Annotated in this window: 19 protein-coding genes and 3 tRNA genes; 9 read left to right on the top strand and 13 right to left on the bottom strand. The window is 68.8% G+C overall.

Translation table 11 applies throughout. From position 1 onward, the window contains the following. Positions 1–49 precede the first annotated feature (49 nt). Positions 50–829, top strand: a complete 780-nt coding sequence (locus ACTMTI_RS31770) for a phytanoyl-CoA dioxygenase family protein (RefSeq protein WP_441124325.1) — start codon at positions 50–52, stop codon at positions 827–829. A 2-nt stretch (positions 830–831) separates the two neighbouring features. Here ACTMTI_RS31770 and dusB read toward each other — a convergent pair whose 3' ends face one another. Continuing rightward, a complete protein-coding gene (dusB, locus tag ACTMTI_RS31765; RefSeq protein WP_441124324.1) occupies positions 832–1,941 on the bottom strand; it encodes a tRNA dihydrouridine synthase DusB in 1,110 nt (369 codons plus the stop codon). A gap of 81 nt (positions 1,942–2,022) precedes the next feature. Between dusB and ACTMTI_RS31760 the strand changes: the two genes are divergently transcribed. From ACTMTI_RS31760 to ACTMTI_RS31745, 4 genes are all read left to right on the top strand, one after another. Further along, on the top strand, positions 2,023–2,664 hold the full coding sequence (locus ACTMTI_RS31760) for an ACT domain-containing protein (protein ID WP_441124323.1): 642 nt from the start codon (positions 2,023–2,025) through the stop codon (positions 2,662–2,664). 71 nt (positions 2,665–2,735) lie between these two features. Then, positions 2,736–2,807 (top strand) — tRNA-Gly (locus ACTMTI_RS31755). A 17-nt stretch (positions 2,808–2,824) separates the two neighbouring features. Beyond that, positions 2,825–2,895: transfer RNA gene (locus ACTMTI_RS31750), tRNA-Cys, on the top strand. 4 nt (positions 2,896–2,899) lie between these two features. Next, positions 2,900–2,974: transfer RNA gene (locus ACTMTI_RS31745), tRNA-Val, on the top strand. Positions 2,975–3,049: 75 nt separating this feature from the next. Here the strand turns inward: ACTMTI_RS31745 and ACTMTI_RS31740 are convergent. The 4 genes from ACTMTI_RS31740 to ACTMTI_RS31725 form a co-directional block, all read right to left on the bottom strand. Next, positions 3,050–4,381 carry an APC family permease gene (locus ACTMTI_RS31740; protein WP_441124322.1) on the bottom strand — a complete coding sequence of 444 codons (1,332 nt, stop codon included), beginning with the start codon at positions 4,379–4,381 and terminating at the stop codon, positions 3,050–3,052. Positions 4,382–4,481: 100 nt separating this feature from the next. Continuing rightward, complete coding sequence (locus ACTMTI_RS31735; protein ID WP_441124321.1) at positions 4,482–5,315, bottom strand: carbohydrate ABC transporter permease; 834 nt, start codon at positions 5,313–5,315, stop codon at positions 4,482–4,484. Next, complete coding sequence (locus ACTMTI_RS31730) at positions 5,312–6,235, bottom strand: carbohydrate ABC transporter permease (protein WP_441124320.1); 924 nt, start codon at positions 6,233–6,235, stop codon at positions 5,312–5,314. Before ACTMTI_RS31730 ends, ACTMTI_RS31735 begins: the two co-directional genes overlap by 4 nt. Then, positions 6,232–7,563: an extracellular solute-binding protein gene (locus ACTMTI_RS31725; protein ID WP_441124319.1), complete on the bottom strand. Its 1,332-nt coding sequence runs from the start codon at positions 7,561–7,563 to the stop codon at positions 6,232–6,234. The genes ACTMTI_RS31730 and ACTMTI_RS31725 overlap by 4 nt, the downstream gene beginning before the upstream one ends. Positions 7,564–7,888: 325 nt before the next feature. On the opposite strand from ACTMTI_RS31725, the gene arfA reads away from it, so the two are divergent. After that, positions 7,889–9,388, top strand: a complete 1,500-nt coding sequence (gene arfA / locus ACTMTI_RS31720; protein ID WP_441124318.1) for an arabinosylfuranosidase ArfA — start codon at positions 7,889–7,891, stop codon at positions 9,386–9,388. Here arfA and ACTMTI_RS31715 read toward each other — a convergent pair. The 4 genes from ACTMTI_RS31715 to ACTMTI_RS31700 form a co-directional block, all read right to left on the bottom strand. Then, positions 9,375–10,394 carry a LacI family DNA-binding transcriptional regulator gene (locus tag ACTMTI_RS31715; RefSeq protein ID WP_441124317.1) on the bottom strand — a complete coding sequence of 340 codons (1,020 nt, stop codon included), beginning with the start codon at positions 10,392–10,394 and terminating at the stop codon, positions 9,375–9,377. The two genes, arfA and ACTMTI_RS31715, sit on opposite strands and share 14 nt — an antisense overlap. 63 nt (positions 10,395–10,457) lie before the next feature. Next, on the bottom strand, positions 10,458–11,402 hold the full coding sequence (locus tag ACTMTI_RS31710) for an arabinan endo-1,5-alpha-L-arabinosidase (protein ID WP_441124316.1): 945 nt from the start codon (positions 11,400–11,402) through the stop codon (positions 10,458–10,460). A gap of 14 nt (positions 11,403–11,416) precedes the next feature. Then, complete coding sequence (locus tag ACTMTI_RS31705; protein ID WP_441124315.1) at positions 11,417–12,871, bottom strand: family 43 glycosylhydrolase; 1,455 nt, start codon at positions 12,869–12,871, stop codon at positions 11,417–11,419. 184 nt (positions 12,872–13,055) lie between these two features. Next, positions 13,056–13,778: a TetR/AcrR family transcriptional regulator gene (locus ACTMTI_RS31700; RefSeq protein WP_441124314.1), complete on the bottom strand. Its 723-nt coding sequence runs from the start codon at positions 13,776–13,778 to the stop codon at positions 13,056–13,058. Between the two features lie 80 nt (positions 13,779–13,858). On the opposite strand from ACTMTI_RS31700, the gene ACTMTI_RS31695 reads away from it, so the two are divergent. Next, the gene (locus ACTMTI_RS31695) at positions 13,859–14,542 is read left to right on the top strand and encodes an NAD(P)-dependent oxidoreductase (protein WP_441124313.1); all 684 of its coding nucleotides are present in this window, start codon (positions 13,859–13,861) and stop codon (positions 14,540–14,542) included. A gap of 147 nt (positions 14,543–14,689) precedes the next feature. On the opposite strand, the gene ACTMTI_RS31690 is transcribed toward ACTMTI_RS31695, so the two are convergent. Beyond that, complete coding sequence (locus tag ACTMTI_RS31690) at positions 14,690–16,207, bottom strand: AMP-binding protein (RefSeq protein ID WP_441124312.1); 1,518 nt, start codon at positions 16,205–16,207, stop codon at positions 14,690–14,692. 1,467 nt (positions 16,208–17,674) lie between these two features. Between ACTMTI_RS31690 and ACTMTI_RS31685 the strand changes: the two genes are divergently transcribed. Beyond that, the gene (locus tag ACTMTI_RS31685; protein WP_441124310.1) at positions 17,675–20,518 is read left to right on the top strand and encodes a helix-turn-helix transcriptional regulator; all 2,844 of its coding nucleotides are present in this window, start codon (positions 17,675–17,677) and stop codon (positions 20,516–20,518) included. A 9-nt stretch (positions 20,519–20,527) separates the two neighbouring features. On the opposite strand, the gene ACTMTI_RS31680 is transcribed toward ACTMTI_RS31685, so the two are convergent. Continuing rightward, the gene (locus ACTMTI_RS31680) at positions 20,528–21,358 is read right to left on the bottom strand and encodes a class I SAM-dependent methyltransferase (RefSeq protein ID WP_441124309.1); all 831 of its coding nucleotides are present in this window, start codon (positions 21,356–21,358) and stop codon (positions 20,528–20,530) included. Between the two features lie 239 nt (positions 21,359–21,597). Beyond that, positions 21,598–23,118: an MFS transporter gene (locus tag ACTMTI_RS31675; RefSeq protein WP_441124308.1), complete on the bottom strand. Its 1,521-nt coding sequence runs from the start codon at positions 23,116–23,118 to the stop codon at positions 21,598–21,600. 251 nt (positions 23,119–23,369) lie between these two features. On the opposite strand from ACTMTI_RS31675, the gene ACTMTI_RS31670 reads away from it, so the two are divergent. Then, positions 23,370–24,320 (top strand): TetR/AcrR family transcriptional regulator C-terminal domain-containing protein, encoded by a 951-nt coding sequence (locus ACTMTI_RS31670; protein WP_441124307.1) that lies wholly within the window; start codon positions 23,370–23,372, stop codon positions 24,318–24,320. 55 nt (positions 24,321–24,375) lie between these two features. On the opposite strand, the gene ACTMTI_RS31665 is transcribed toward ACTMTI_RS31670, so the two are convergent. Then, positions 24,376–25,941: thioesterase domain-containing protein (locus ACTMTI_RS31665; protein ID WP_441124306.1), on the bottom strand; the 1,566-nt coding region annotated here is incomplete at its 5' end.

Here is a 25,941-nt window from a genome sequence, read left to right as displayed (position 1 = left end):
GCGGTTGCAGGCATACCGTTCACCGATCCCCTTCCTTAGCGTGGAACACATGAGGCTCAACGACTTCCACGATCAGGGATTCCTGCTGGTGCCCGGGCTGCTCGCGCCGGAAGAGGTGGCCGCGCTGCGCGAGGAGTTCATGGCGCTGCACGCCGGCGGGCCGATCCCCGGGCACTTCTCCCCCAAGCCGCAGGAGCCCGGAAAGCCGTACGACATCCTGCGCGACTATCCGCGGATCATGCACCCTCATCAGGTGAACGACCTGGCCCTTCGGTATCTGCTCGACTCCCGCGTCGCCGCGATACTCCGCGACATCCTGGGCGAGGAGCCGATAGCAGCCCAGAGCATGTTCTACTTCAAGCCGCCGGGCGCCAGGGGCCAGGCGCTGCACCAGGACAACTTCTATCTCCAGGTCGAGCCGGGCACGTGCGTGGCCGCCTGGGTGGCGCTCGACCGCGTGGACCGGGCCAACGGCGGCCTGGAGGTGGTCCCCGGCACGCACCGGATGGACCTGTTCTGCCCGGAGGAGGCCGACCAGGACGTCTCCTTCACCAAGGAGTACGTCCCGCCGCCGCCCGGACTGGAGAAGGTGCCCGTCGACATGGACCCCGGCGACGTGCTCTTCTTCAACGGCAGCCTGGTGCACGGCTCGGAGCCGAACAGCACGGCCGACCGCTTCAGGCGCAGCTTCATCTGCCATTACGTGGGCCGCTCCGCGGAACGGATCTCCGAGTACTACCCGACGCTCACCATGTCGGGCGAGCCGGTGAAGCTGCAGCCCGCCGTGGGCGGCGGGCCCTGCGGCACGGAGGCCGCAGGCCCCCACTGACCTCAGCCACCCGAAACATCCGACTCGGCCTCTTCGGGCACCGCGCCGTCCCACGGGTCGTCCAGCCACCCGTCCGGCAGGTGCACCTTGGACCGCTCGCCCGACTTCCCCCTGGGCGTGTCCGTGTTGGCCGGCCACGGCTGATCGTGCTCCAGCTTCGCCAGTCCCTCGCGTAACCCGTCGAGCGACTCGGCCGTGGCCAGCTCCCGCCGCAGCTCGCTGCCGACCGTGAACCCCTTCAGATACCACCCGACATGCTTGCGGAAGTCCGCCACCGCGTACCGCTCGATGTCGAAGCACTCGGCAAGCCCCTCGGCGTGCCTGGCCATCATCGCGGCCACCTCGCCGAGGGCCGGCCGGGCCCGCTCCGGGCTGCCGTTGAACGCGTTCTCCAGGTCCTTGAACAGCCAGGGCCGCCCCAGGCACCCCCGCCCGACCACCACGCCGTCGCACCCGGTCCGCGCCACCATCCGCAGCGCGTCGTCGGCGCACCAGATGTCGCCGTTGCCGAGCACGGGGATCTCCGGCACGGCCTCCTTCAGCCGGGCGATGGCCTCCCAGTCGGCGACCCCGCCGTAGTGCTGCTTGGCCGTACGGGCGTGCAGCGCGACCGCGGCGACGCCCTCCTCGGCGGCGATCCGCCCCGCGTCCAGATAGGTCAGGTGATCGTCGTCGATGCCCTTGCGCATCTTCATCGTCACGGGCAGCGGGCCCGCGTTCGCCACCGCCTGCCGCAGGATCCGCCGCAGCAGATCCCGTTTGTACGGCAGCGCGGAGCCGCCCCCGCGCCTGGTCACCTTGGGCACGGGGCACCCGAAGTTGAGATCGATGTGATCGGCCAGGTCCTCCTCGGCGATCATCTTGACCGCCCGCCCCACGATGCCGGGATCGACCCCGTACAGCTGGATGCTCCTGGGCTTCTCCGACTCGGCGAACCTGATCATCCGGAGTGTCTTGGGGTTGCGCTCGACCAGCCCGCGCGTCGTGATCATCTCGCACACGAACAGCCCGGCGCCCTGCTCGCGGCACAGCACCCGGAACGACGCGTTCGTGATGCCCGCCATCGGCGCCAGCACCACCGGCGGCCACACCCCAATCGGCCCAATCTTCACTCCGTCAGTTGTAGCGCAGGTCAGGCCCTAACCGGTATTCGCGGATAGGCTGGGAGGCGGGATCTTCATGGGAGGGGATGGATGCTTCTTCGAGTGCGCGTCGCGCTGCCCGACAGACCGGGCTCCCTGGCGCAGGTCACCAAGGTCCTGGGCGTGGCGGGCGCGGACATCACCCAGGTGACGGTCCTCGACCGGGGCGCGGGCACGGCCGTGGACGACATCACGGTCTTCTGCCCGGACGACACGCCCCGGCAGACTCTGGTCAAAAGCCTGGAGGGCGTCGAGGGCGTGCGGGTCGAGGGCATCTGGACGACCAGGGAGGCGCCGGGCACCTACCCTGAGCTGGAGATCCTGAAATACATCACCACGGCCGGAGACCGGGCCCTGACCACGCTCGTCGACTCGCTCCCGGTGCTCTTCAGCGCCGACTGGGCCGCCACCACGGCCGGGCGCCGCGTCGTGTACGCGAGCTGGCGCGCCCCGCGGGACCTGGTCATCCCCGAGGAGACGCCCTCGCGCCCGGCGGCCATGACGCTCGAGGGCGGCCTGCACATCATCCACGCCCCGCTGCCGCCGCTCGCCCTCTCCCTCCTCCTGGCCCGCTCGGAGGGCCCCGCCTTCCACCGCATCGAGGTTCACCGGCTCACCAGGATCCTGGAGATCTTCCTGACCCTGCCCGCGACAGAACGCAGCGTGGCCCGCCAGCTCCGCAAGTCCACATGAGATCTACCGCTCCGGGGGTTTCCGGCCGGGAAGCATCTGGTCGAAAAACCCGCTAGAGTTATGCAGGCAACGCGGAAGTGGCTCAGTGGTAGAGCATCACCTTGCCAAGGTGAGGGTCGCGGGTTCGAATCCCGTCTTCCGCTCGAAGAGGATTGGACTCGGTGGCGTGGCCGAGAGGCGAGGCAGCGGCCTGCAAAGCCGTCCACACGGGTTCAAATCCCGTCGCCACCTCTGAGGACGATTAGCTCAGCGGGAGAGCGCTTCCCTGACACGGAAGAGGTCACTGGTTCAATCCCAGTATCGTCCACCACTCAAAGCCCCAGCTCACGGGATCTGCCCGGGAGTCTGGGGCTTGTTGTTGTACCGGGGTCGATCGCGGCTGCTGTCAGCTCTGGCGGCGCACCACCAGCCAGTTGATCGCCCACAGCGCCAACCCTATGGCCAATAGCGCGCCGGCCCGGATGTAGACCTCGGCTGGACGGCCGGTCAGCGGGCTGGCCAGGACGAGGGCCAGGACGGCGCCGATCGCCGGCAGCGCCGTGGGCGCCCGGTAGTGGGCGTGCTCCACCCTGTCCTTGCGCAACACGAGGACGGCCACGTTGACGACCGTGAAGACGCACAGCAGCAGGAACGCGGTCGTGTCACCCAGGCCCGCTATCTCGCCGGTGGAGATGAGCGCGATGGCGAGCGCGGTGGTGAAGAGGATGCCGATCACCGGAGTACGGCGGCGCGGGCCGACCCAGCCGAGGCCGCGCGGCACGACCCGCTCGTTGGCCAAGCCGTACACGAGCCGGGACGCCATCATCATGTTGATCAGGGCCGAGTTGGCGACGGCGAAGATGGCGATCGCGGCGAAGAGCTGCGGCGGGAAGTTGAGCCCGCCCGCCTTCACCACTTCGAGCAGCGGGCCGGACGACCGCTCCAGGACGCCGGGCGCGACCAGGAGCGAGGAGGTGATGGCCACGAGGATGTAGACGACGCTGGTGATCGCCACCCCCAGGAAGATCGCCCTCGGGAAGTTGCGCGAGGGGTCTTTGGTCTCCTCGGCCATGTTCACCGAGTCCTCGAACCCGACGAACGCGAAGAAGGCCAGCGCGGTGCTGCCGAGCAGGGCGTACATCAGGCCGCCCGCCTGCTCGATGCGGATCTCGGTCAGCCGGGAAGGCTCGCCCGCCCCGGTGAAGACGGTGTAGACGCCGATCATGATGATCACCAGCAGGCCGGTGAGCTCGATCAGCGTGAACACGATGTTGGTCTTCACCGACTCCGAGACGCCCCGGTAGTTGACCGCCGCGACGGCGAGGATGAAGGCGATGCCGACCGCCAAGCCCGGCAGTGAGACGAACGCCTCCAGGTAGTCGCCGCCGATCGCGCGGGCCGCCGCGCTGGCCGAGGTGAGGCCGGAGCACATCACGGTGAACGCGACCATGAAGGTGAAGAAGGGTTTGTTGAAGGCGCGCTGGGTGTAGAGCGCCGCGCCGGCCGCCCTGGGGTATTTCGTGACCAGTTCGACGTAGGACATCGCGGTCAGCAGCGCGATGACGAAGCCGATCAGGAAGGGCAGCCACAGGGCGCCGCCGATCTGGCCGGCCACGGTGCCGGTGAGCGCGTAGACGCCCGTGCCGAGGATGTCACCGATGATGAGCAGGATGAGCAGCCTTGGGCCGATCGCCCGCTTGAGAGAAACCCGGCCGGCCTCTGGTACGGGGGCTGTCATAGGGGTCTCATTCCCTTGTCACTGTCTGTGATGCGGGAATGACAGCCCGGAATCCGGGCTTCTCATCAGGGTCGGCCGGCGGGCTACTTGGGGCGGCCCGTCACTGTCCGGCCAGGCCGGTGTGCGCGACGCCGCGGACGATCTGCCGCTGGAACAGGACGAACACCACCAGCAGCGGCAGCCCGGCCAGCACCACGGAGGCCATGATCTGGGCGTAGCGCAGGCCGAAGGTGCCCTGGACCACGTTCGCCAGGCCCACCGGCAGCGTCATCGTGTTCGGGTCGGTGGAGACCAGGAACGGCCAGAGGAAGTTGTTCCAGGTCGTGATGAACGTGAAGATCGCCACCGCGGCCAGCACGGGCCGCGACAGCGGCAGCACGATCGTGAAGAACACCCGCCAGCGGCCCGCCCCGTCCACGAACGCGGCCTGCTCCAGCTCGGGCGGCACGTCCTGGAAGAACTTGAACAGGATGTACACGATGAGCGGCGCGGCCACCTGCGGCAAGATGATCGCCCACCAGGTGTCGACCAGGCCGAGCGCGACCATCTCCGCGAACAGCGGCGCGATCAGCACCTGCGGCGGCACCATGATCCCGGCCAGGATCACCGCCAGCAGCACCCGCTGGCCGCGGAACTGCGTGCGGGCGAACCCGTACGCGGCCATCGCCGAGAACAGCACGGTCAGGAACGTCACGATCACCGAGGTGACCGTGGAGTTGATCGCCCACTTGACGATCCCACCGGTTCCCAGGACCAGCTGGTAGGAGTCGAAGGTGATCTCGCTGCCGATCCACTGCAGCGGGGTGATCGTGGTCTCGTCCTCGGGCTTGAGCGACGTGGCCACGGCCCAGGCGATGGGGGCCAGCCAGATGGCCGCCAGCACCAGCGCCACCGCCATCAGGACGAGCTGGCTGAGGCTGAACCGCTTGGTCATGACGAGACCTCCGCGCGCTTGCGGAACAGCCGGAGCTGTGCCAGGGAGACGATGACGATGAGGACGAACAGGATGTACGACACGGCCGACGCGTAACCGATGCGGTAGCCGGTGAAGCCCATGTCGTAGGCGTACTCGATGATCGGCCTGGTGGAGTCCGCGGGGCCGCCGCCGGTCATGAGGTAGATCTGGTCGAAGACCTTGAGCGAGGCCAGCAACTGCAGCACCACGATGAGCGCGGTCGTGCGGCCGAGCAGCGGCAGGGTGATGGAGCGCAGCTTGTCCCAGGCGGAGGCGCCGTCGATGGCGGCGGCCTCGTACAGGTGCTGCGGGATGGACTGCAGGGCGGCCAGGTAGAGCAGGAAGTTGAAGCCGACCGTCCACCAGACCGTGGTCAGCACCATCGACCACATGGCCGTGGAGGTATCGCCGAGCCAGGCGACGTCGGTGCCGAGGGTGCCGTTGAGCAGGCCGTATTCGGGCGGGTAGATCATCTGCAGCCAGAGGATCGACACCACGGCCGACGGCAGCAGGAACGGCCCGAAGAACGACAGCCGCCACAGCCACTGCACGAACCGCAGGTTGTGCACCAGCAGCGCGAACGCCAGACCGAGGAGCACCAGCGGGATCGTGCTCAGCACGGTGAAGACCACCGTGTTCCACAACGAGCGCCACATGCGCGGGTCGGTGAACGCCTCGGCGTAGTTGGCGAAACCGACGAAGGTGTCGTTGGTGCCCGCGATGTTGACGCTCGACAGACTCATCCGCAGGCCCAGCAGCACCGGCCAGACCAGGAAGGCCACGTAGATCAGCAGGAAGGGCGCGACGAACAGCATTCCGTGCTGGGTCCACCTGCGCTGAACCTTGGCCTCGGTGACGGGGGCGGCGGCCGCGGGGGCGGCGACGGTGGTCGTCATCATCGCTCCTGGTCGGGGAAGGGGTTCGGGGCGGACAGCAGCCGGCTCAGCGCGGCCTTGGCGGTGGCCAGGCCCTCTTCCGGCGTGCGCTGGCCGCCGATGACCGGGGAGAACGCCTGGCCGAAGTCGATCCACAGCCGCGAGGCCGAGCCCGCGAACCACGCCTGGGGGTCGAGCGCGACGTCGGTGATGACCGAGCGGTACTCCGACTGGGGCTCCAGCGCGAGGTATTCGGGTTGTTCGAGGGCGGGCAGGTAGGCGGGCACGTGGCCGGCGACCGCCCAGTCGGCGCTGTTCTTGACGAGGTAGGCGATGAACCGGTACGTGGCCCGCTCGACCTCGGGATCGCGGTTGCGCTGGTGCGGCAGGACGAACGAGTGGCAGTCGGCCTGCGCCGCCCCGGTGCCGAAGACGTCGGGGAAGCGCGTCATGCTGAACGGCGTCTTGCGTTCCTTGAGCCCGGTGGTCTCCCAGTCGCCGTTCCACAGGAAGGCGGCCTGGCCGTTGGTGAAGTTGGCCACGGAGGCGCCGTAGTCGGTGCGCGTGTCCAGCAGGCCGTCCTTCCCGAGCTGCTGCATGAACCGCAGCGTTTCGAGGGCCTTGGCGTCGTCGATGGCGATCTGCGTGTTGTCGGGGGACAGCAGGGCGCCGCCGCTTTGCGAGTAGAGGCTCCACCACACCCGCCAAGGGCCGACCGTGCCCAGGCCGAGCGCGTCGAAGTGGAGCGGCGGCTTGCCGCCCATGGCGTCCTTGGCCTTGCGCAGCGCGGCCAGCAGCTCGTCGGTGCCCTTGGTGGGCAGCAGCTTGCCGTCGGGGCCGAGCAGGCCCGCCTTGCCGCAGATGTCGGTGTTGTAGTACTGGACCATCGGGTGGGCGTCGAACGGGATCGCGTACAGCACCCCGTCGATATGGGCGCGCTCCCAGATGGGCGGGCTGAAGTCGGCGGCGCGCAGCCCGCTCTCCTCCAGGAGCTTGACGTTGATCGGGTCGAGGATCGCGCCGGCGCCGATCCCGGCCAGCCGCGCCAGATGGAAGGTGGCCAGGTCGGGCGAGCGGCCGCCGGAGCCGGCCATCGCGATCTTCGTGTAGTACGGCTCGCCCCAGGCGAGCACGTTCTCCTCGACGAAGATATCGGCGTTGTCCTTGGCGAACGCCTGGACCATCTTGTTCATGATGATGCCGTCGCTCGCGCCGAGGAAGTGCCAGTACTTGACGCGGGTCTGGGACGAGCCGAGCCCCACGGGGATGGCGCAGCTCGCGGTGGCGGCGCCGGCGAGCGCGAGGCTGCCGGCGAGGAGATGGCGGCGGGTGATGTGAGGGTGACCTTGCACAGTGGCCTCTTCCTTCACCGAGCTGATCGCTTGGCCGAGGTTCCGTGGTTTTGGCGACAAAGGAGGGTGCGGGCGGTCATGAACGGGCCTCTGGGCGCCGCGCCGAGAGGCGTGCCGAGGCGATGCTCCTGGGGGTGCGGAGCTCGCGGACCCCTGGTGTTTCGCCGGGGTTACCCGAGTGTTAGCGGTAACACATGGCCTGTCAACCCCCGCCGGCATCGCCCGCCACGACCAGCACGAAGGTCATCCACCCCTTGACCTGCCTCCCTGATAACGCTAACAATCTGGAGCGACGTAACGCCCGCGAAAACCAGGAGTCACCTCCGTGCATCAGGCAAAACTCACGATCGATCCCGCGTTCAAGGTCGCTCCGGTACAACGGCGCACCTTCGGCACGTTCGTCGAACATCTGGGGCGGTGCGTCTACACCGGCATCTACGAGCCAGGCCACCCGTCGGCCGACGAGGACGGTTTCCGCCGCGACGTCCTCGACCTGACCAGGGAGCTGGGCGTGTCCACGGTCCGCTACCCGGGCGGCAACTTCGTCTCCGGCTACCGCTGGGAGGACGGCATCGGGCCCAAGTCCGAGCGCCCGCGCCGGCTCGACCTGGCCTGGCACAGCACCGAGACGAACGAGGTCGGCGTCGACGAGTTCATGCGCTGGTGCCGCAAGGCCGACGTCGAGCCGATGATGGCCATCAACCTCGGCACGCGCGGCATCGAGGCGGCCCTCGACCTGCTCGAATACTGCAACCACCCGTCCGGCACCACGCTGTCGGACCTGCGCGTGGCCAACGGCGCCAAGGAGCCGCACGGCATCAAGATGTGGTGCCTGGGCAACGAGATGGACGGCCCCTGGCAGACCGGCCACAAGACCGCCCTCGAGTACGGCCGGCTCGCCGCCGAGACCGCCCGCGCCATGCGCATGATCGACCCGAAGCTGGAGCTGGTGGCCTGCGGCAGCTCGGGCTCCGGCATGTCCACCTTCGGCGCGTGGGAGGCCACGGTGCTGGAGGAGACGTACGACCTGGTCGACTACATCTCCTGCCACGCCTACTACGAGGAGAAGGACGGCGACCTCGGCAGCTTCCTGGCCTGCTCGACCAACATGGAGTACTTCATCCGCTCCGTGGTCGCCACCGCCGACCACGTCGGAGCCCGGCTGAAGTCCCGCAAGAAGATCGACATCTCCTTCGACGAGTGGAACATCTGGTACCTGTCACGCATGCAGAACGCCGGCCCCCGCACCGACTGGCCGGTCGCGCCGCCGCTGCTGGAGGACCACTACCACCTGGCCGACGCGGTGGCCTTCGGCGGCCTGCTGATCACCCTGCTGCGTAACAGCGACCGGGTGACCTCGGCCTCGCTGGCCCAGTTGGTGAACGTGATCGCGCCGATCATGACCGAGCCCGGCGGGCGGGCGTGGAAGCAGACGACCTTCCACCCGTTCGCGCAGGCGTCCAGGCTCGCGGCCGGCGACGTGCTGCGGATCGAGCCGGTCTCGCCGTCGTACGAGACGGCCGAGTACGGCGAGGTGCCGCTGCTGCACGCGGTGGCCACGCACAGCGAGGAGGGCACGACGCTGTTCGCGGTGAACCGCTCGACCGACCGGGCGCTCTCCCTGGAGATCGACGCCAAGGCGCTCGGCGGCCGAACTCCGGTGCGCATCCTGGAGGCCACCACCATGACCGACGCGGACGTGTACGCCCGCAACACCGCCGACGACCCCGACCGGATCGCGCCCAGGCCGAACGCCGACGTCGAGCACGACCCGATGCGGGTGCTGCTGCCGCCGGTCTCCTGGAACGTGATCAGGCTCGGCTGACGCTGGGGCCGGTGCTCTCCCTGACGACGAGCTCCGGCTCCACCAGGCGCCGCGCGTCCGGCTCGGCGCCTGCCATCCGATCCAGCAACAGGTGGAAGGCGTGCCTGCCGACCTCGCGGAAGTCCTGCCGCACGGTCGTCAGCGGCGGCCAGAAGTAGGCGGACTCGGGGATGTCGTCGAACCCCGCCACGCTCACGTCCTCCGGCACGCGCCGCCCCGCCTCGCGCAACGCCCGCAGCACCCCGAGCGCCATCTGGTCGTTGGCCACGAACACGGCGGTGACCTCGCGGTCCTCGGCGAGGCGGCGGCCGAGCTGGTAGCCCGAGCGCGCGCTCCAGTCGCCGCGCAGGATCTCGGGCACCGGCCGGCCCGCGGACTCCAGCACGCCGCGCCAGCCGTCGATGCGGTCGTTGGCGTCCAGCCAGTCCGCCGGTCCCGCCACGTGCCAGACGCTCTCATGGCCGAGGCTGAGCAGGTGCCTGGTGACGCGCACGGCGCCGGCCCGCTGGTCCACCTTGGCCACGGGCACGGGGATGTCGTCGCCCGCGTCGACCGCCACCACCGGCATCTCGGGCGGCAGGTGGCGCAGGCCGTCGGCGGCGGACTCGTGCGGCGCCACGATGATCACGCCGTCCACCGCCTGGGCCCGCAGCCGCTGCAGGCCCTCCTCCATCGACCTGCGGTTGAGCGAGCTGAGGCTGGCGATGCTGACGTTGTAGCCGGCGTGCCTGGCGGCCTGCTCGATGCAGTAGAGCGTGGTGGCGGGGCCGTAGAGCGTGGTGTCGATGCTGACCACGCCGAGCACGCCGGAGCGGCCGGTGACGAGCTGACGGGCGGCCTGGTTGGGCCGGTAGTCGAGCTCCTTGACGGCGGCCAGCACGCGGGCCCTGGTCTCGGCGCGCACCCGCTCCGGCGCGTTGAGCACGCGCGAGACGGTCATGGTGGAAACGCCCGCCAGCACGGCGACGTCCGTGAGCACCGCAGGCCTGCCATTCCTGGATTTCACCGCGGCTCACCCCCTCGGCGGTAACGCTAACAGGCCGAGAGGGCGGGCGCGCGATCATATGCGTCAGTGGACGTAGGGCCAGCCGGCGGAGTCGTACCCGAGGTGGTTGACGCCCAGCCGGGCACGGCCGTCATCGCCGTAATAGTGGTAGAACAGCTGGTCGCCGCCGGAGTCCGCGAGCACCGCCTGGTGCCCGGGCCCGTGGATGCTCCCGTGCCCGGCGAGGAGCTCGGTGCCTCCCCCGGCGGTCATCGCCCGGCCCGCGCGGTCGGTGTACGGCCCGGTGACGTTCGCCGAGCGGCCCACCATGACGCGGTAGGTGCTGGCGGCGCCCCGGCAGCAGGTGTCCCACGAGACGTACAGGTAGTACCAGGAGCCGCGCTTGACGATGAACGGCGCCTCGATCGCGGTGGTGCCGCCGCTGCGGCGCGCGAGGTCGTACACGGCGGTGCCGGAGCGCAGGCCGGTGGCCGGGTCGAGCGGGATGAGCTTGAGCCCGGTCCAGAACGAGCCGAAGCTCAGCCACCACCGGCCCTGGTCGTCCACGATCAGGTTGGGGTCGATCGCGTTGTACGTGCTCGACGAGTTCGTGCTGATCACCAGCCCGTGGTCGGCCCACGAGCCGGCCGCGCCGGTCGTGCTCGTAGCCAGGAAGATCGCCGAGTGGTTCGAGCCGAAGGTGGAGGCCGAGTAGTACAGGTAGTACCTGCCGTTGTGGTGGGAGATGTCCGGCGCCCACAGGCTGGCGCTGCCGCCCGTGTACGCCCGCGTCCACGGCGCGCCCGACGGGAAGGCCACCCCCGCCTGGCGCCACGACGTGCGGTCGGCGGAGGTCTTGAGCGCGATGTTGTCGCCGGTGTGCGCGAGCAGGTAGCCGCCGCCCGGCCGTTTCACCACGGCCGGGTCGTGGACGAAGACGCTGCCGGTGACGGGCAGCGGGAGGGGGTAGGCGGCGGCCATCGCCGTGCAGGCGAGCAGCAGGACGACGCCGAGGGCTCGTTTCCACATGCCGGATCTCCTCCTCATGCCGGTCGCAGGGACCACTGCTGGCAGGTGTTGCCGAGCCAGCTCCACAGCCGTACGTCGGTACCGTCCGCGGTGCCGCAGTCGGCCACGTCGGCGACCTTGCCCGTGGCCGCGTTCACCAGGCGTACCCAGCCGGTGGCGGTGTGGACGAGGCGGAAGCGCTGGCAGGTGTTGTCGAGCCAGCTCCACTGGCGGATGTCGGTGCCGTCCGCGGAGGCGCAATTGGCCACGTCGGCGACCTTGCCGGTGGCGACGTTGACGATCCTGCTGGTGTCGTCGGCCTGGTCCTCGACGCGCCAGCGCTGGTTGGCGCCGCCGTTGCAGGTCCACTGCCGGATGTTCGCACCGTCGGCGGCAGCCCCGCCGGCGACCTCCAGGCACTTGCCGCTGTTGCGGTTGACCAGCGTGTACGCGCTCGGCGTCGCGGCGGTCTCCCCCGCCGGGGCCGGAAGGCTCGCGCCGGTCGCGACCGGGGTGCCGAAGTTGGGCGTGCCGTCGGAGTTCCAGGTGAACTTCTGGGCGCGGGTGGTCCGGTTGTTGTCACAGCCGCCGCCGGAGGAGCTGTTGGCATGGTAGACGATCCAGCTCTCGCTGCCGTTCGGGGAGGTGAAGAAGCCGTTGTGGCCGGGGCCGTACACGCCGCCGGAGCGCTGGAACACCGGCGTCGGCTTCTTCACCCACGACGCGGCGCTGAGCGGGTCGCCGCCGTTGTAGGTGAGCTGCCCCAGCTTGTAGTCCGGCCCCCAGCAGGCACTGGCCGAGTAGATCACGAACGTCTGCCCGCCGCGCTGCAGTGCCACCGGCCCCTCGTTGACCGTGCCCCCCTGGGTCTCCCAGCCGTGGGTGGCGCTGGAGATCCTGCCGAACGTGCCGCTGATCGTGTACGGGTTGCTCATCCGCGCGATCACCAGGCTCTGTGTGCTGCCGCCGATGAACCCGCTGCCGAGCAGGTAGAGGGAGCCGTTCAAGGTCATCGGGCTGGCGTCGATCAGCCAGCCGCCGGGCGTGAGGCCGGCGGCGGTGAGCATGTTGCGGTACGTGTACGGGCCGAGCGGGTCGCTGCCCGCGCTCTCCAGCACGTGCGTGCGCTGGCTGTCACAGCAGGTGGCGCCGACCGCGCCGGCGGAGTAGTAGAGGTACCAGCGGCCGTTGAACTGGTGCAGTTCGGGGGCCCAGAAGTTGGTGCCTCTGGAGGCGGTGGTGTCCTGCCAGACCTGCACGCTGGGGGCGGTGGGCAGTCCTTGCAGGGTGGGCGACTTGCGGATGACGAGCGTGTTCGTGAACGTGGTGTTGATCAGGTAGTAGTTGCCGTCGTAGTAGGTCAGCCAGGGGTCGGCGCCCTTCTGGGCCTTCAGGGGGTTGGTGTAGGAGGTCGCTGCCGAGGCGGGTCCCGTGCCGGGGACCAGGGCTAAGAGCAGGAGCGCCAGGGCGGTCAGCGTTCTGCGGATCATCGTCGGACTCCTTGGTAGCGCTAACATTTCACGGCGTCGTCCACCACTCGCTTTCCTTCGTTTTGGTGGGATTCCGCGATTGTTAGCGCTCACCCGAAAGGTGTCAATCGACGCTGAAACTTTCAGCGTCCGAGTCCGCCGACGGGGCACGTTGGGCGCCGCTTCTGGCGGTGATTCGCCGCGTTCACCGATCGGCGCGCGGCGGCGGGAGCGCGAGCGACCTGATCAGGTCGATGAGCTCGGAGCGGTAGAGCTTCGCCGGGTTCCTGGTTTGCGACCGGAGGTGGCCGTAGGTCTCCAGCGCCACCAGCCCGTGCATGCGACCCCAGACGCGCAGCGCGAGCGCCACGGCGGCGGGCGGCAGGTCCGGATATGTCGCGCGCAACTCGTCGATCAGGCCCGGTTCGAAGTCGGACCATCGATGGTCACCGTCCGATTGGACGGCTTCGGCGTGGGTCCAGGCCGCCGCGACGAGGCCGGTGAGTCCCACACACGCCCGGTGTGCGGCCTCTGCCGCCGCTCCGCCGGCGGGCGGCCGGTAGCCCGGAACTGGGTCGCCGTAAATCAGCCGGAAGCCTTGGGGGTTCGCCAGTGCCCATTCGCGGAAGGACTCGGCCCACGCCAGGATCCGGCCGGCGGCGTCGTCGGCGGGCAGCGTGTCGCGGGCGGCCTCGACGGCGTCCACCAGCGAGGTGTAGAGCTCGACGATCAGCGTGGTGATCAGGTCGTCACGGGTCGGATAGTAACCGTAGATCGCGCCCGCGGTCATGCCCATCTCCCGGGCTATGGCCCGCAGCGAGATCGCATCCGGCCCTCCCTCGGCCATGAACCGAAGCGCGATGGCCTTGATCTCCTGGGAGGTCTGCGCCCTCAGGCGTTCCCGTCTGCTCACCGTCGCCCTGTCCACGCTTGACAGGCTACAGCGTTGCGCTACTGTGTGCCGTACATTTTCTATACGGCGTTTAGTAAATGAACGGAGTGTGGCCCATGGACATCGGCGTCTTCGGCGCTTCGGGAACGATCGGACAGCGCATCGTCACCGAAGCGGCCTCCCGCGGGCATCGCGTCACCGCGTTCACCCGCGACGCGTCCCGCGTGCCCCAGGAGACAGGAGGCGTGTCGTGGACGGTGGCGAACGTGCTCGACGCCGGCAGCGCGACGGCCGCCATCGGCGGCCTCGACGTCGTGGTGAACGCGATCAACGCCGGCGACGGCATATCTGACACGATCGCGAACGCCTGGGTGCTGCCGGCGGCCGCGCGGGCCCTGCTGACCGCGCTCGAAGGGCACCCTTCGACGCGCTTGATCGTGGTGGGCGGCGCGGGGAGCCTGGAGGTCGAGCCCGGATTGCAGGTGGTCGACATGGAAGGGTTCGCCGACCAGCTGCCGGAGACGCTCGGCGTGCCACCGGAGTACGTCAAGGTGGTCCTGGCGCACCGGGAAGCGTTGCACCTCTACCGGCTCTCCAACCGGAAATGGACCTATCTCAGCCCATCGGCAGGGCTGATCAAGCCGGGAGCCCGCACCGGACGGTTCCGGATCGGCGGCGACCAACTGCTCGTCTCGGCAGACGGCACGAGCGATGTCTCCGCGGAGGACCTCGCCGTGGCGGTGGTCGACGAGGCCGAGGCACCCCAGCACGTGCAACGACGCTTCACCGTCGGCTACTGACCCACCGGACCGAGCGGAGCCACGTGCACAGTGGGGCACCGAACGGCGCGGGCAGCCGGCGATGCAGGCCGCCTGCCAGACCTTCTGGGTCGGCGGCGGCCTGGTCGGCGTGGCCGTCGGCACGGCGCTGCCCGCGCCGGCGAGTGCTCAGGGGGTTTCTTCGAGGAACCGTACGAGTTCCTTGCGCTCGTTCTTGCCGTTGAGCGTGAGAGGGAAGAAGGGCAGGACTCGGCAGATCGCGGGCACCTTCGCGGGCTCCAGGCGGAGCGCCAGCTCGCGCAGGACGGCGTGGGGGGCGAGGTCGCCCTCGACGATGATCGCGAGATCGTGCCGTTCGCCCGGAGGCAGCACCGCGGCGGCCCGGACGCCCGGGATGTCCATCGCGGCGGCCTCGATCTCGAGGGTGCTCATCCGGGCACCCTTGCGCTTGAACATGTCGTCGCGCCGGCCCTCGAAGTATAGGTAGCCGTCCTCGTCGAGGAAGCCGTAGTCGCCGGTGTGCAGGCGGGTCTCGCCGGTGGCCTCGTCATGGCGGTAGACGCGGGCGGTCAGTTCGGGGGCGCGCCAGTATCCCGCCATCACGTTGGGCCCGGCCACCACGATCTCCCCGGTCTCACCGGCCGGCAGGGGCGAGCCGTCGTCGCCGAGGATCAGCACGCGGGTGCCGGGCAGGGGGCGGCCGACCGAGTCGGGGCGTTCCCGGTCCAGCTCCGGCTCCATGATGGTGACCCGTTTGCACTCGGTGATCCCGTACATCCGCACCACGCGGGCACCGGGGAAGCACTCGCGCAGGCCCTCGATGGTCGAGGCCGGCAGCGCGGCGCCGGTGCTGGTGAACATCCGCACGGTGGGGACGGAGCCGGGGGCGCGCCTGCCCAGGGTCGTGAGCATGGCGCCGAGCGAGGGGACGATCGGCACGACGGTCGCGCCGCATTCCTGGAGCTGGCCCAGCAGCGCCAAGTCGGACCCTTCGCCCACCATGACCAGCTCCGCGTGGCCGAGGGCGGAGAGGAAGATCTGGTAGAGGCCGTAGTCGAAGGACATAGGCGACCGGCAGAAGACGACGTCCCCCGGGCGGTAGCCGAGCACGGCGTTGATGGCCGACGCCGCGAACGTCACCTGCGCGTGCGGGCCCACCACCGCCTTGGGCGCCGCCGTGCTGCCCGAGGTGTACATGAGGACCGCCACGTCCTCCGGCCGGACCTCGGCCGGCCCGCTCGGGACCGGGCGCCCGGTGAACGTCTCCACTTCCTTCCAGAGCTCGTCGATCGCGTGCACGGGCACGTCGGCGGTCTCCCGCAGCGCCTCGCCCGCCCCGATGACCAGCTCGGGCTCGGAGTCCTCCAGCACCGACCGCAGGTGGTAGGCCTTCATCCCGGGGTTCAGGGGCACGAAGACGACGCCGTGCCGGGATGCGCCGTAGAGGATGGGGACGATCTCGCGCAGGTTGGGCAGCTGCACGATGATCCGGTCACCTGATTCGACGCCCGTGGCCGCCAGCCAGGCGGCGAAAGCGTGACTGAGCTCGACGACCCGCCGGTAGCTCCAGCCGCCGCGCGCGTCACGCACCGCGATTCCGTCCGGATTCATGGCCGCCGCGTCGTCCAGCAGTTCATGAATGAGCCGCGGCCGCGGAGAATGCGCCGTGGAATTCGACCCGTTCAATATGAGCCTCCCGCCTCAAGCCGGGGAAAGGAATTTCTCCGGCAGCCGGGACGCATGCGCGTGCAACCGGAAGCCGGTCAGGCCGATTCCAAAACTACTGCCGGGTCCCCGGCGAGCTGACCCCCTACCCCACCCCTATAAGGGTGCCGCGTGCCGCGTAGGCCCCCAGATCCCCCCGCCGTCCGTCCCGGCCGCGACGGCGCGCATTCGTGCCACGACCAGGGCGACCGACCGGCGCTCGAAGATCGAGATACGGGTGTGGCCAACTCGCCACATATATGATCTTGAAATTCTGTGAAATGTTCACAATCCCAGGGCCGGGAGGACGGCCCACCTGCGAGGGTTCCCAGGGGTTCCGCATGCGGCAAGGCCGCACAAGGCGCGGCGGAGATGGATTACCGCCGTCCGATTTGGTACGTTCCAGAAAACGACCGTCCGAAAAGCGATTCGCTTCATCGGCCCAGTTGAGCACCGTTGCGGCGGAGATTCATGCGGCCTCCCCGTACGGCTATTGGCATTCCGGACTATAGTGATCGACGCCTGCCCGGACCCGCGCCACCAAGGCGGCCTTTCCTTGACTCGGACCGGCGCATAACATTATCGTGACGGCTTGACGCCCTTTGATCGGTCGGGGTCAAGGCCTGCCGCCCGGTATGTTTTCGCAGCATATCGGCGACGCAAGCCGCTCACTGCGGATGATGGAGACGTGGCCGCACATGGTACAGGAATTCACGGGCGCCGGCGAGGGCGCGAAAGGCGCCGCCACACTCAGTGTTTATTGGATTGTGCGTTCGGCGGCACCGGAGCGCGACCGTGAAATCACGGTGAACCGCGGAAAACCTGCCCCCCCGTCACTGGGCCTGCTTTCCCTGTCGGGAGGCCGCTCCGCCGGAGGGCGTTCCGCCGTCCGGTTGTAGCGTTGCCGCGGGTCATCGATTTCAAAGGGGGCAGGGAATCTTTTCCGTTCGCATCCATGACGACCGCCCGCCGGTGGCCGCCCCCCGGCGACAGGACCACCGCCTCGGCTCGGCCGGCGGCGGTGGTGGCGGCCGTGTCCGGCGCGCACCGCGTGACTCGAGAGCGAACACCAGGTCGCACCGCGGACGTCCGTCGCCCGGACCAGGCGGGCAGATCCGGAAGGGCTCCGCCCCGGATCGCCGGACGGCCGCTTCGAGCTGTCCGGATATCGAGCCGTCCCGGTCCGGGGCCGGCTCGCGCGAGGACCTGCGGTCGTGGCTCGGCAGACCGCCGCCGCCCGCTGCGCCGAAGCCCGTCCACTGCGCCACCCCGAAGTGGCCGGTAATGCCTTCACCGCCCGCGTGCGAGAGGGGCCGGGCGCCTTCCACGCCATGCCGAAAACCTCGGCTGAAACGTAACGAAGTCGGCAATCGAGGAACCCTGGACTGCTCCCGGCCGTCCGTTTGTTGATTGAACTTCCTCTACGACCAAACAGGTGAAGGAGAGTCGATGCAGTTCGCCGAACGCGAATCAGAAATCACCCTCCTCAATACCATGCTCGCGGAGAGTGAGCATGGCTGGGGAAGAATTGGGATGATAACCGGCCCGCCCGGGTTCGACAAGAGCCGGGTGCTGCACGCTTTCGCCGACTCCGCGGTGAAGTCGGGCGCCACACATCTGAGCGCGATCTGTTTACGCAATGAGCAGAACATCTCACTGGGCGTCATCCACCAGGTTTCTCAGAGCCTGAGTGCCGCGCTGGGCGAGATGCCGCCCGCGTTGAAGCTGCTGCAGGAGGCCGTATTCAACGCGGGGCCGCGGGGGATCCGGCCGGAGGACCTCAATTGGATCGGCGTCACGCACGGCCTGTGGGAGATCATCACCAGCCATGCGCGGCACGGCGCGGTATTGATAACGATCGAGGACGTGCAATATGCGGATTCGGTGTCGCTGGACATTCTCCTGCATTTCATAAACCGTCTCCATTCCGCGAACGTCTTCATGGTGTTCACGGTGAACGAAGGCCCGGACGGGGTGCCGCTCAGAATTCAGAGCGACTTCATGCACCATGCGCAGTGCCACCGCATAAAGGTGGCCCCGTACTCGTCGAGCACCATTTCCCAGATAGCTCAGGTCCGCCTCGGGATCGCGCCGGACGATCCGCTGGCGGACGCGATCCACCAGGTCAGCGGCGGAAACGCCCTCCTTGTGCACTCGTTGATCGAGGACCAGCAGAACGCCGGCGGCGACGCGAAGGGCCTGGTGGTCGACGACGGCTTCTCCGGATCCGTGCGTACGCTGCTGAACCGCATCGGCAGCACGCCCCTGCGGATCCTGCGCGCCGCCGCCGTGCTGGACGCCTCGGCCTCTCCCGCGCTGCTGGCCGAGATGCTGCACATCAAGCAGCCGGCCGTGGTCCGCACCCTGGAATGGCTGGCGGAGATCGGCCTCCTGGGCATGGACGGCTTCCGCCACCCCGCCGCCAGGGAGGCCGTCCTCGACTCCATGGAGCCGGACACCCTCAAAGAGCTTTACGGGCGCGCCGCCCAGTTGCTGCACGCGACCGGCGTACAGCCCACCGTGATCGCCGACCACCTCGTCGCCGCCAGCACGAAGCACGAGCCCTGGGCCCTGGATGTCCTGCGGGAAGCCGCCGACCAGGCGCTGGCCACCGACGAGTGTGAGCTCGCCGTGCGGTATCTCCGGTACGCGGCGGACCTGTGCACCGGACCGGACGAACGGGTCCAGGTCACCCTGGCGCTGGCCAAGGCCACCTGGCGGGTCAACCCCTCCATCGCCACCATGTACCTCCCCCTGCTCATGCAGGCCGCGCGGGACGGCCGGCTGCCCGCCAGGGACGTGCACTGGCTGCTCACGTGCATGCTCTGGCACGGCCAGTACGACGAGGCCGGGGAACTGTTCGCGCTGCTGGAGCAGGCGGAGCAGGGCGACGGCCAGGAGACGGCGGAAGCCGCCGCGTGGCGTCTCGCGGCCGACCACTGGCTGGCCAGCACGCATCCCCCGGTCCTGCACCGGTTGCGGGGAACGTACAAGCCCTCCCCCCTCCGTGAGGGCAGCGAACGGCATCCGGCCCATTCGTACGCGCGGACGATCTCAGCCCTCGCCGCCAACCTGCGCAACGGCGAGACCGAGGCGGCCCTGAAGACGGCGGAGAAGGTCCTGCACTCGGTCCAGCTCGAAGGCTGCAACATCGAGCTGGTCGAAGCTGCCCTGTTCTGCTTCATCTATTCGGACCGCACGCAGGAGGCGGCCTCGCTCGTCGAGAACCTGTGCGCGGTGGCGGAGCGGCGCTCCTCGCCCACGTGGCTGAGCGTCCTCGCCGCCTTCCGCGCGCACATCGCCGAGCACAAGGGCGAGATGATGGAGGCCGTCGAGTGGGGGGAGCTCTCCCTGCGGACCCTGCCTCCCAGGAGCCTGGGCGTGCTCGCGGCGCTGCCGCTGGCCAGTCTCATCGAGGCCCACACCGAGATGGGCCAGTATCAGAAGGCCGAGGAGTACCTCCGCCACCCCCTGCCGGAGACCGTGTACCAGACCCGGTACGGGCTGCACTACCTCTTCGCGCGGGGCCACTACAGAACGTCTGTCGGCCAGGCGCACGCGGGCCTCAGCGACTTCCTGAAGTGCGGCACGCTGATGCGGTCCTGGGAGATCGACACGCCGCTGCTCGTCCCCTGGCGCCTCGGGGCCGCCGGGGTCTCGGTCGTGCTGAAGAACACCACCCGCGCCCGCAAGTTCCTGGAACTGCACCACGCCACACCGCACGGCCACAGTCCCCGGATCCGGGGGTTCGCGCTGATGGTGCTGGCCTCCGCCGAGGAGGTCGGACGCCGGCCGCCGCTGCTCCGCAAGGCCGTCGACATGCTCCAGGACTCCGGCCACAAGATGGAGCTGGCGCACGCGCTGGCCCGTCTCAGCCACTCCCTGGCCGCGCTGGGCGAGACGGACAAGGCCCGGCTCATCGGCCAGCAGGCGGACCGGGTCGGCCAGCGCTGCCACGCCGAGCCCTTGCGCAGGTCGGTGGCGAACGCCTTCGACAGCGAATTCGGCATGATGACCGTCGGCACCGACCAGAACGCCCTGAGCCCCGCCGAATATCGGGTCGCCTCGATGGCGGCGCTCGGCTACACCAACCGGGAGATCGCGACAAGAGCTCATATCACTATCAGCACCGTGGAGCAGCACCTCACTCGGATATATCGCAAACTCGGCGTGAACGGCCGGAACGACCTTCCGCGTCTGTTCTCGTCGAAAGAGCTCGGTACACCGAACGGAAACGTGCTCGTCGCGGACGAATCCCGGCACCTTCCCGGCTCGACTTCCGTGCCCGGATGACAGCCGGCCTCATGAGCTCTTCCGGCCGGGTGCGTCCAGTTTGCGGACGACGACGATGGCCCAGCCGACCTCCCCGTGGTCGATAGCGGTCTGCACCTCTTCGCACGACGAGGAGAAGGCGAGCATTTTGTCCCGGGCCGCGGCGTCGGCCATCTGTTCGGCGCGCGCCCGGGCCGCCTCCGCGTTTCCCTCGAATGTCCGCCGGAGGAAGCCGGTCACGTTCAAGACCGAGCTGATTTCAAATCCGGCCTCCTCCAGCGCGGAGTGGTATTTGAGGAGCGTATAGCCGTCGTTCCACCCGAACTTGTCGTACACCTCGGTCCGGGTGCGCTCGCTGACACTCGCCCGCGGCCGGTAGAAATCGCTGAAAGCGAAGACGCCCCCGCTGCGCAGCACCCGCCGGATCTCCGCGTAACTGTGTGGCTTGTCCGGCACCTTGTGCAGCGCACCGTGGCTGACGACGTGGGTGAAGCTACCGGGCTCGTAAGGAAGTCGCATCACCGACGCCTGCCGGAAGCCGACGTCCAGCCGGTGCCGCTGGTTCGTGCCCAGGTCCTGGGCGAACCTGACGAACTCCGCGCTCTCGAAGATCCCCTCGCCCCGGCAGCCGAACCACTGGGCCAGGTAGATCAGCAGGCATTCGCAGTCGTCGCCCACCTCGAGCACCGTGCTCGAGGCATCGATCCCCGCCTTGGCGGCGAGAAATGCCGCCGTCTGCTCAACAGTCGTCCGGCAGTCGTCCCAGGCATTCTCCCGGAAGTCGTCGGCCGGGTGGTCGGCTTCATGTACCGCGCCATAGCCCTTGAAATTCAAAAAGGTATGACTGCTCTGGTCGTACATGTCTCCGACTTCCCTCCGACAATAAGGGTGGCCCGCGGTCATGGCACACACCGATGCCTGCCGACGCGAACGCACCGAGGATCAATCGCGTTCGTCTCGCGAAGACTTTCGCCTCTACTTCGAAGAGTGCCCGGATTCTCTCATGTACTCAATGGTGCTATCCCCCCTTTTTCTGGTCCGGTCTTCCTCCGACTTGCCTCGGCGGCGGCTCCCGAAGGAATCCGCCGCGCCCCGGTGCGTCATGAAGGATATTGCGCCTCGCGCAGCTTGATGAACGCGAGAATCCCCATTACTAGCATGATGACCGCGCCGGCGAAAGCGGCGGTCTGCATTCCGCTCACATAAGCGCCGCGGGCCACGGCGGCCAGGGCCGAGCCCACCGCTTGAGGGAGCTCACCGGCGACCGCCAGCGCGCCCCCGAGGGTCTCGTGGGCCACCGCGGCGTCGTCGGGCGGGACGCCGGGGGGCAGCTGCCCGGCGAGGGTGCTGCGGTACACGGCCACCCCGATGCTGCCGAGGATGGCCGCCCCGAGCGCCTGCCCGAACTCCGTGGAGGACTCGAACAGCCCCGAGGCCGACCCCGCCTTCTCCGGCGGCGCCGTGGCCACCACCATGGTCGACGCCAGCGCCTGCACCGATCCGATCCCCCACCCCAGCAGGAACAGCCCGCCGAACAGTAACGGCAGGTTGACGTCCGTGCCCAGCTGGGAGATCAGAAGGAAGCCGATCGCTCCTAAGACCATGCCGGAGCCCATGATCGAGCCGGGTCGGAACCATCGGGTGAGCGCCGCCCCGAGCACCGAGCCGGCCGCTGAGCTGACGGCCGTCGGCACCGTCATCAGCCCCGCCACGATCGGCCGCATCCCGAGCACCGACATCAGGTATTGCGTGATGAAATAGAACGTCCCGACGAGCGCGAACACCGCGAGAGTGGCGGTGATCAGGGACACGGTGAACGCCTGCCGGCGGAAGAGCGCCAGGTCCAGCATGGGGTCGGGCAGCTTGCGCTGCCTTTGCAGGAACAGCGCCAGGAACAGCAGCCCGACCACGGCGCTGATCCACATCGTCGGGGAGAAGTTCTGCTCGGCGACCATCTTCACCGCGTAGACGAGCGGCAGGGCGGCCAGCAGGACGAGGACGGCGCTGAGGATGTCGAACTTCCCCGGGTTGGGGTCGCGGTATTCCGGCAGGAGCGGGCCGAGCGCCAGCAACAGGATCATGATCGGCACGCTGATCAGGAAGACCGCTCCCCACCAGAAGCTCTCCAGCAGCCACCCGCCGACGATCGGCCCGGCCACGCTGCCGAGGGTGAAGATCGCTGCCCAGATGGCGATGGCCATGTGGAGCTGACGGCTGTTGGTGAACATGACCCGGATGAGAGCCAGGGTCGGCGGCATCAGCGTCGCCGCCGCGGCGCCCTGCAGGCCACGCGCGACAATGAGCAGCTCGGCACTGGGCGCGTACGCCGCGATGGCCGACGTGATGCCGAACACCACCGCGCCCACCAGGAGCAGCCGCCTGCGGCCGATCCGGTCACCCAGATTGCCCATCGGTATGAGGAGCCCTGCCAGCAGGAAGGCATAGATGTCGACGATCCACAGCTGCTGCGTGCCGCTCGGTTCCAGCTCGGCGGTAAGTGACGGGAGCGCGAAGAACAGCACCGTCACCGTGATGGAGATGAGCAGTACAGGCAGCATGAGGATCGCCAGGCCGGCCCACTCCCTCTTCCCCGCTTTGGCGCCGCTTTCGGCGATATCCATTCACACTCCTCTCATACTGTGTACGTAACATTTACAGTACACCATATGTTAGCCGCCGGAACGTCCTGTCAAGAAGATATTGACCGCCTCGCGCCTGCGGACATCTATGTAATCCCTGCTCACGATATCCTCCTGACCGACACCTCTTCATGAAGGATATTTTCGTCACAGCCACCCTTTCTAATTTTCGTCACATTCAGCGCGTGATATAATTTCATCACAATGGAAGATCGTGATGAAATTAGACGGCCATGCTGACGTGTGTACAGTGCGGGAAGGAGCTCACGGCGCCTCCCCGCGGGCGCAAGCCCCGCTACTGCTCGCGCTCGTGCCAGGCCCGCGCCTACCGGGCCCGCCTCGACGAGCGGACCGGCCAGGGAGCCTGGCGGGAAAAGAAGGACGAGCAGCCCTCACCTCCCCGTCCGGCGCGGCCCGTCCCCAGCGGGCGTGTAGCGCGTGAGGATTCTCATCGAACCGACGTCGGCCTCTCCCGGGAGCGGATCGTGTGGACCGCCATCCAGATCGCCAACGCCGAGGGTCTGGAGAGCATGTCCATGCGGCATGTCGCGAACGTGCTCGGCGTCAAGGTGATGTCGCTGTACAACTACATCGACGGGAAGGACGAGCTGATCGACCTGATGGTCGAGGCCGTGTTCAGCGAGGACGGGGACGGCGAACCCCACGTCCCCCGAGGCTGGCGGGCCGAGCTCGAGGCCGCGGCCCGGTGGGAGTGGGCGCTGTACTCGACGTACCCGTGGGTTCTCGAGGTCATCGCGACGGTCCAGCCGCCGCTCGTCCCCAGCCTGCTCGCCCGCTTCGAACGCGGCCTGGGCGCGTTCGACGGCCTGGGCCTGGGTCCCGTCATGACCCATCGGATCTATCTGGGCGTGAGCGGCATCGCGCAGGGGCTCGCCCTGCTCCGGGTGAGCGAGATCGCGTCCGAACGGCGCGGCGGCGGGATCTCGCTCAGCCAGTGGCGGTCCGTGAAGGTGCCCGCGGTCCTCGAGGAACTGGGCGCCGACCGATACCCGAGGCAGGCCGCGCTGCGGAACAGCCCGGAGGTCGTCGCGGACTTGGAGGAGATCTTCGACTTCAGCCTCCAGCGCCTGCTGGACGGCATCGCCCGTTTCCTGGAGGGGGATTCGCCCGCTCCCCCTCACAGGTGGCCCGGCCCGGGTCAGCCCTCGGCGGAGGGTCACTGACGGCGCCCTCGGCGCCCCGATCCGGTTAGGCCTCGGCATCTGCGCGGTTCGCCGCTCACGCGCTGTTCGAACGCCCGTCGGACGGCTTCAGCCAGTCCTCGACGGCCTGTGCGATGGACCACGCCTCACCCTCCAGCATCGTGAGGTGGTCGCCGCGGACCTCGCACAGGTCGTGCTTCAGATGCCAGGACGCCCGCCAGTTCCCCTCATTGGACCGCTCGCCGTCGGGGCCGGAGGGCAGCGGGGTGTCCGGTCTGAGGAAGAGTACGGGGGTCTCGATGTCCTCCACCTCTGTCTCCCTGAAGAGCCGGTAGTACCGCCCCATGGCCGTCATTCTCGTGTCGCTGAAGGGGCCGTACACCTCCGCCCGGTCGAACATCCCCTCCAACATCTGGCCGCCGAGCTCGTCGATGACGTCGCTGTCCGGCAGGAACGTGTCCAGCAGGATGAGGCCTTCCGGGCGCACCCCGTTCCGCTCCAGGTAGGAGACGGCCGCGTGCGCGAAGTTTCCGCCGCCGCAGTAGCCCATCACCACGAACGGATCGTCGCCGGCCGCCTCCCGGATGGATTCCGCCCACATGCGCACCACGACGTCCACGTTGTCCGGAAGGCTGTCGTCCGGGGCGTATCCCGGCACCTGAAGCGCGTACAGGTCGCGTACTCCCTGGAAATGCACGGCCAGCCGGGCGAACTGGGCCGCGCCGCCCAGCGCCATGGGCGTGCTGAAGCAGAACAGCTTCGGCCGCCCCGGGCCTGAGGCCAGGGCCAGCGGCGGGTACGCGCGGTCCAGGTCGTCCAGTGTCCGGAACGCCGGCCGGAGCCGCGCCGCGGCCTCCAGCATGTCCAGCCCCTCCTGCAGCTTCCCGGCGGGAGCCGCGGCGCGCACCAGCGAGCTGAGCGATCCGCCCGCGTCCGGCTCCCCCGCTCCGGAGTCCCAGCCGGCGCCGTTGTCGATCGCGATTTCCTCGGCGATGTGCCGGGCCAGCGCCGCCGCGGTGCCGTAGTCGAAGACCGCCGTCGCCGGCATCCGCACACCGGTCGCCTTGTTCAGTACGTTGCGCAGCTCCATCGCGGTCAGCGAGTCGAAGCCCGCTTCGAGGAAGTTCTGCTCGGCCTTGATCGCCTCCGGCTCGCTGTACCCGATCACCTTTGCCGCGCACTCACGCACCATCAGGGTCAGCTCCTCGACCTGCTCGACCGGCGACAGCCCGGCCAGGCGGCGTTCCAGCGCCGAGGTGTCGGCTGCTGCTTGTCCGGCGTGGGCGGTGCGGCGCGCGGGCGTGCGCGCCAGCCCGCGCAACAGCGCCGGAACGCCGTCGTGGCGGTTGCTGAGGGTGCGGATGTTGATGGGCAGGGGTAGCAGGTGCGGTTGGGGGGTGGTCAGGGCAGCGTCGAGGAGTTGGTTGCCCTGGGTGGTGGTGATGCGGTGGAAACCGGCTTGTTCGATGCGGGTGATGTCGGTGCTGGTGAGGTGGGCGCTCATGCCGCTGGGCTGGTGCCACAGCCCCCAGGCCAGGGCTTGAGCGGGCAGGCCGGCGGTGTGACGGTGGATGGCCAGTGCGTCGAGGAAGGCGTTGGCGGCGGAGTAGTTGCCCTGTCCGGCGCTGTCGAGGGTGGCGGC

The organism is Nonomuraea sp. H19, assembly GCF_052068215.1.
Taxonomy (GTDB): Bacteria; Actinomycetota; Actinomycetes; order Streptosporangiales; family Streptosporangiaceae; genus Nonomuraea.
The sequence above is the reverse complement of the archived record's forward strand: the minus strand, read 5'-3'. Positions and strand labels throughout refer to the sequence as shown.

What these genes read in the sequence shown, in the direction of transcription:
- ACTMTI_RS31710 (WP_441124316.1), bottom strand. Translation starts at nt 11,402, where the DNA reads ATGTGGAAACGAGCCCTCGGCGTCGTCCTGCTGCTCGCCTGCACGGCG.
- ACTMTI_RS31735 (WP_441124321.1), bottom strand. Translation starts at nt 5,315, where the DNA reads ATGACCAAGCGGTTCAGCCTCAGCCAGCTCGTCCTGATGGCGGTGGCG.
- ACTMTI_RS31760 (WP_441124323.1), top strand. Translation starts at nt 2,023, where the DNA reads ATGCTTCTTCGAGTGCGCGTCGCGCTGCCCGACAGACCGGGCTCCCTG.
- ACTMTI_RS31705 (WP_441124315.1), bottom strand. Translation starts at nt 12,871, where the DNA reads ATGATCCGCAGAACGCTGACCGCCCTGGCGCTCCTGCTCTTAGCCCTG.
- ACTMTI_RS31680 (WP_441124309.1), bottom strand. Translation starts at nt 21,358, where the DNA reads ATGTACGACCAGAGCAGTCATACCTTTTTGAATTTCAAGGGCTATGGC.
- ACTMTI_RS31740 (WP_441124322.1), bottom strand. Translation starts at nt 4,381, where the DNA reads ATGACAGCCCCCGTACCAGAGGCCGGCCGGGTTTCTCTCAAGCGGGCG.
- ACTMTI_RS31670 (WP_441124307.1), top strand. Translation starts at nt 23,370, where the DNA reads ATGCTGACGTGTGTACAGTGCGGGAAGGAGCTCACGGCGCCTCCCCGC.
- ACTMTI_RS31695 (WP_441124313.1), top strand. Translation starts at nt 13,859, where the DNA reads ATGGACATCGGCGTCTTCGGCGCTTCGGGAACGATCGGACAGCGCATC.
- ACTMTI_RS31770 (WP_441124325.1), top strand. Translation starts at nt 50, where the DNA reads ATGAGGCTCAACGACTTCCACGATCAGGGATTCCTGCTGGTGCCCGGG.
- ACTMTI_RS31675 (WP_441124308.1), bottom strand. Translation starts at nt 23,118, where the DNA reads ATGGATATCGCCGAAAGCGGCGCCAAAGCGGGGAAGAGGGAGTGGGCC.
- ACTMTI_RS31730 (WP_441124320.1), bottom strand. Translation starts at nt 6,235, where the DNA reads ATGATGACGACCACCGTCGCCGCCCCCGCGGCCGCCGCCCCCGTCACC.
- ACTMTI_RS31685 (WP_441124310.1), top strand. Translation starts at nt 17,675, where the DNA reads ATGCAGTTCGCCGAACGCGAATCAGAAATCACCCTCCTCAATACCATG.